General features: G+C 65.5%; 1 protein-coding gene. It reads left to right on the top strand.

The genetic code is table 11. The features are described 5' to 3' along the window. Positions 1-465: 465 nt before the first annotated feature. On the top strand, positions 466-6,343 hold a 5,878-nt coding region (locus tag ACH5AO_RS37050), incomplete at its 3' end, for an ADP-ribosyltransferase domain-containing protein (protein WP_398932530.1).

Raw genomic sequence — 6,343 nt, 5'->3', positions numbered from 1 at the left:
TTCATGACGCTGACCCCACCGGCCTCGGACATGGCACGGTGGCAGCAGGACATGCTGCGGAAACGACTGACGGAACTGCAGCCGGGAAGCCCGGAGCACAGGCGGGTCGCGAAGGTACTGAACACCTGGACCCCTGAAAACGCCACACCCACCACAGAGGACCAGAAGACCGGACAGCCGCGGACGGCATCCTCCTGGCAGGACCCTGCCCGCACCGGGCTGCCCGCGCACCCTGCCACAGAGCAGCGCTCGGCATGGAAAGCGCCGGAACTACTGCCTCCCGCCTTCGGCGGCCGAACGGCCGACCACGTGCCGGCGCCCCCCTCAGGACACCGGCACGAAGTGATGACCAGCCCGTCGGTCCCCCTCCCCAGAACGGACAACCCGCCGACGGTGACGGAGACCAGGGAGGATTCCGGACACGGCGGGTCCGTCCGGGGCACGGCGACCGGTGAGCCGCAGCCCGTGTTGCGTCTGCGTGGTGGTGGTCCCGGTGGGTCGCAGTCGGAGCGCGACATCATCGACCACTGGATCGCGGAATCGGACCGGCTGGGAAGAAGTCGTTCCGGCAAACTCCAGGACATCGACCGTGCGGTGGAAGCGTGGGTGACCGGCGGCCGGGATCATCCGCTCGCCTTCGAGCAGAACAAGTGGGAGCTCCAGGCCATTGACCTGGCGATCGGGGCATGGCTGGCCGAACCTCATGGTTCGACCCGTACGGCAGCGGTCGAACGGCTTCAGCAGCGTGTACGCCAGGAACTGACCGCGTCCGACATGCTGTCGCGTTCCTTTCCCTATCTCGCCGTCCCGGGCTATCGCACAAGCCATGAGGAACGTCAGTCGTTCCGCAACGGATTCGCGGACTACCAGCTGCATCGGCGGCAGATGCCGTCCGGAAGCTATTTCAGAAGAATTCCGGAGGAGGACCTGGTGGCGCTCATCGCGTACACGGGCATTACGGAATTCTCCGCCGTCAACCAAGCCCTGCGTACGGGCGACCGGAGGGTACTGGCGGGCTATGCGCCACTGATCAAGAGCTCGATTTCCGGTTTGAACCAGCTTGCGCCGCACACCGGGACGGTCTACCGGGGCATCTCGCTCAACCCCGCCCAAACACAGGCGGCGCTCGCCCGCTACGCACCCGGCAGGGTGGTGCAGGAACCCGCCTTCGTCAGCACCAACGCCTTCGCCCCCCGCTTCTCCGGCAACATCCAGTTCGAAATCGAGTCCCGGAGCGGCCGATCGGTTCAGGCGATCTCCCGGCACAAGAATGTGGAGAACGAGGTTCTCTTCCCGCCGGGAACCAGTTTCCAGGTGCAGTCGGTGCAGGACCGGGGCGGCATATGGACCATCAGAATGACCGAGGTCGCCCCCGCGCAGGACTCACCGCCTGCCGCGGAACCCTCGTCCCTCGCCCGGCAGGGCGAGCCTCTCCCCTGGGTGGATGCGTCCGGGTGGCGGAAAATCGGTGAGAAGCTCGGGTCGAACGTCGGTGGAACCTACGAGGACGCCAGGGGACACCGCTTCTATCTCAAGCTTGCGCGGACACCGGACCACGCCCGCAACGAGGTCCTGGCCGCGGCGTTGTACAGGCTCGCGGGTGTGCAAGTCCCCGAGCTGCGACTGATCACACGCGAGGGAAAGTACGGGACGGCTTCGCGTTTCCTCGAGAACGCCCATCAAGATCTCGAGCGAAAACTCAAGGATAAATCATACCGAAAGGCTATATACGACGGATTCGCCGTCGACGCATGGCTTGCCAACTGGGATGTCGCAGGACGATATTATGACAATATCGTCAACGTGGGTGGAAATCCGGTGCGCATTGACACCGGAGGCGCACTGATGTATTCGGGCAAGGGGGACCTGAAGGGAAACCGTTTCGCTTCGCATGTCACCGAGTGGGACAACCTGCGCGACTACGCCACCAATCCGCAGACCTTCGATGTTTTCAAGGACATCACCGCGAAGGCGATGCAGGAATCCGCCCGCCGAGTGATCGCGATAACTCCACAGCAGATAGACGCCGCGATTGACAGCGTCGGCTTCAGCGATCGCACCACCGCGTACCTGAAGACGACGCTCAAGGCACGTCGGATCGACGTCGCACGCCTGGCGGGTCTCCCTCTGCCCGCGGAAACAGCCGGTCCCGCGGGGCGGACTCCGATCGCGGCCCCCGCGCCGTCGTCGGCGTTCACCAGCGCGCCCAGCCAGTACCGCGGCCCGCAAGCCCCCCTGACCGCTTCCCAGATGCTGGCGATGGTCAACAGGCGACCCGCTGAGCCGAGCACGGACCTCCCCGCGCTGACCCAGCAGTTCTCGCACGTCGGTCTGAGCCGTACGAACACCGGGATCGAATCCCCCCAGGCCTCCGGTTCCCGCCTCCCCGCGTACCCTCTGGTGGATCGCGCGCTCCTCGATCAGTGGCGGGGGAGATTCTCCGAGGAACGCGCGGCGTTGAGAAGCCTGCCCGACGGCCAGAACTGGCTCACCACAGCGGCGCACCTCGTGGCGCGCGATCATGTGGCTCCGCCGCCCCTGGGGAGCACGATGTCGGCGTCCGAGCAGGCGTACCAGGAGCTCTATTCCGGCATCGTCTTCGTCGTCGCCGCCCGGCTTCACCGGGACCGCGCCCAGCAGCATCCCCAGGAGCGGGCGCACGCACTCTCCCTGGACTTGGGAAGTACCTTCGGGAGCCTGCGTTCTCAAGCCGCCCCCACCGGTAGCACGCGGACCCAGCAGTGGAGCGAACCGGCACCGGGCATCGACTCGGGCGAGCTCATCGGTGACGGCAGAGGATTCGGTGCGGCCACCGGCTTCGCCGGTGTCGAGGACTCGTCGCGGGCGATGGAGGTCGCCCGCGAGCTGATCGACGTGCCCGCCGAGGTGGAGCGGCCACTCGCCGCTCGTGCCGAGGCAGCGCGTCTGATCGGACTGCTCCTGCACGACGACGTCGTCGCGGAGCGGGTGGCGGGCAGCGATGTCCGGGTGGTGATCGTTCCCCGTTCCCGGCACCTCGCCGACCTTCCTCCGTACGCCGGCACGCAAGGCGAGGACCGTCCGCCGGTGAGCGCCCGCGGTTGGACCGACCAGCAGCGGGCCGTGGTGGCGGTCAGTGAGGAGAACCTCCTCGGCCAGGAGGCCGCGGACGCCGACCGGACTCATCCGGAAGGCTATTCGTCGGTGTTGCACGAGGCCGCCCACCTGGTGTACGCGTTCGGACTGGAAGACGCCCGGCGGGCCCGGGTGGAGGAGGCGTTCAGCACGCGCAGGGGCGCGGCGACACCGCGGCAATGGGTCGACGGTCCGCTGCGGGACCTCCACGGCAACCCCAGCGCCAACCATTCCTCCTCCGACGCGGCCGAGTACTTCGCGCAGAGCACCGTGGCCTACTTCGGCGCGAACCACGGGCGCGACTCCATCACGCACCAACAGCGCAACAACGGCGCCGCGTGGCTGGCCGAGCACGATCCCGTGCTGAACTCACTCCTCCACGAACTCTACGGACCGCCGCCCGCCGAGCCTCTGCACGCCAACGCTCTGTCGGTCACCGCCGCGGACCAGAGCATGTGGGAGGCCTTCAACTGGCACACCACGAACACCGAGGGCTCGCAGGACTCGGCCCGGCAGGTGCCCGGCACAGCCGCCCACGCGCGGCAGCACTCCTCCGAGGAACCCGTCGGCAGTGGCGTGACGGAGACCGTCCCGTCCGTGGAGGGCACGGGCGCCGTCGGGTCGCGTGACACCTTGCGAGCACCGGAGCCGGAAACGGCACAGACCCCACAGCGGCCCGCGCGGACAGAGCAGGGCCGGCTGACACGGGAGGACAGCACAGGCCTATCCGGTCCGCACCAGCAGACCGCACCGGCCACCCCACTGGTCGCGTTCCTGGACGCACCCAACACGGACAAGTCACGATCGACACCACAGCCCGTCCCGGCCTCCCAGGCACCACGGCAATCGCTCCCGCACGAGCGCTCGGAACAGGTCCAGAAGTTCCCGGCAGACAACCGTTCTTCCCGGATGGCCGAGGCGGCCGGGCTGAGATCCGGCACCGGTGACACGACGGACGACACCCTCAACCTGGCCGAGACGGCCGAACCGGCTCCTGAAACATCCGACTTCGCCGCGCGGGCGCTCGGCTTTCGCGACGAGGACGGCGGTATACACCTGCACTACGACGGCACGGTGGTATCGGTGCCGCGGCATACGGCCGGCCCGGACACCGGGTTCGGTCAGCAGCAGGCCTTGTCGAGCGACGCGGTCGCCGCACACCTTCTCGCCGCGGCCACGCGGCATGTGGAGAAGAGCCGCCCCGAAGACTTCGACGCGCTTCTGGCACGTGCCCGTCGTCTGATGGACGGACGCCACCGGCCCCTTGCCCTGCGCAACGACTTGCCCGAGGACGAGCTGCGTCGGCAAGAGACTCTCCGGAACATACAGCTGATCGTCGCTCATCAGCTGTATCTGGATCGCGGAAGCGATGAGGAAGCACGGTCCCGTAACGCGCTCCTTGTCTCGGAGTGGTTCCGCAAACAGTTCCGGACCGAACATACCGAAGGTTTCCATGTGCCGGCCGGGGGACTGCTGTCCGATATCTTCAAGAGGGAGAAACGAGGACTTTCGAGCCACGGAACAGAAGCGGGGACGTCCCAAGCCGGAACGCTCACATATTCCCAGGATCTTTCGGGTACGCGTTTCACCTGGCTCGACGTCACGGATTGGAGAAGGGTCGGGGAGCAGCTGGGGTCGAATCCCGGAGGGACCTACCTCGATCAACACGGCAGGCAATTCTATGTCAAATTGTCACAGACCGGGGATCATGCCCGTAATGAGGTGCTGGCCGCTGAACTTTATAGGATCTCCGGTGTGGATGTACCGGCGCTGCAGCTCGTGACGCACAGGGGCAGACCCGGTATAGCATCACCTATTGTCGAGGGGGCCCGGAGCGACCTCCAGCAGCGATTGAAGAACGACTCGGACTACCGAAAGGCTGTCCAGAGCGGATTTGCCGTCGACGCGTGGCTCGCGAACTGGGACGTCGCAGGCGCGGCGTTCGACAACATTGTCAGCTCGCAGCACAATGCCCCTGTCCGCATCGATACCGGTGGAGCGCTCCTTTTCCGGGCCACCGGCGACCCCAAAGGGAACTCATTCGGCCCCCAGGCGGACGAGTGGGAAAGCCTGAGGGACAAGCGGATAAATCCTCAGTCTTCCTGGGTTTTCTCGGGCATGAGTTCCAGAAGGATGAAGGATTCTGCCGGGCGGGTTGTATCGGTGCGGCCTGAGCAGGTGGACGCCACGGTGGACGCGCTCGGGTTCAATCCGGCAACGAGCGGAAGATTGAAGGAGGTCCTCAGAGCACGCCGTCTCGACATCGCCACCCGTGCTGGAATCATAATTTCCGAGACGGAGGGCATGAGCAGAGCTCCGGAACAGATTCCCCCTGCCGAGACCGGATTTTACGGGAACCCGAGTTTTCAATCGAGCGCAGAAGACCGGGCGCGATTTTCCAGAACGTTCCGGCTGTATGATCGCTATGTGCCCAGGGTGCACGAACTGACGGCGTCCCATCGCTCCCTTCAAGGAATCCCACAGGAAGACCTGGTCGCGCTCCTCGGGTACACCGGGAACGCGTACTTCGATGTGGTCAACAAGGCACTCCGGGAGCAGGACAGCGAGCTGCTCGAGCGATACGACGCCCACATTCGTGGAGTAGTCTCCGGATTGAACAGGCTTCCCGTTCACAAGGGTCCGGTGACCCGTGCGATAGAGATCTACACCCCGTCGGAACTCAAACGAGTCGTAGCCCGGTACAAAGTCGGTACGACCATTGAGGAGAAATCCTTCGTCAGCACCGACGCGGTCAAGGTGACTCGCCCCGGAAATGTGATCTTCAATATCGAGTCCCTCACGGGGCGTCGCGTCGACATGTTGTCGGAGTACCAGGTAACCGAAACGGAAGTACTCTTTCCTCCTGGCACCCGATTCCATGTCACGAAAAACTCGCGAAAGGGCGCCGATTACCACATTTCCCTGGTGGAGGTCGCGTCCGTACACACGGCTCCTCACCCTTCTCACGCTCCCGGAACCAGCACCAGCACTTCGTTCCACCAGTCCGCCGCCCAGGCGCCGGCGAGGGAGCACGCTTTTACACCCTGGAACGGACCGGCCGTCACCACCCCGTCCGCGTCGCAGGCTCTGGCCATGCTCAATCGGACTGCCGCCGCTCCGCAGCAGCCGGTGCAGAACCTGGCCGAACACATGGCGCGCATGGGACTTCAAACGCCCAGTACGTCGGCTCCACAGGCTGCCGGTTCACACGTCCGGGCCTATCCACCGG

The sequence above is a fragment of the Streptomyces sp. NPDC018964 genome, assembly GCF_044390325.1.
Classification (GTDB): Bacteria; Actinomycetota; Actinomycetes; order Streptomycetales; family Streptomycetaceae; genus Streptomyces.
This window is presented reverse-complemented; position numbering and strand designations above follow the sequence as displayed.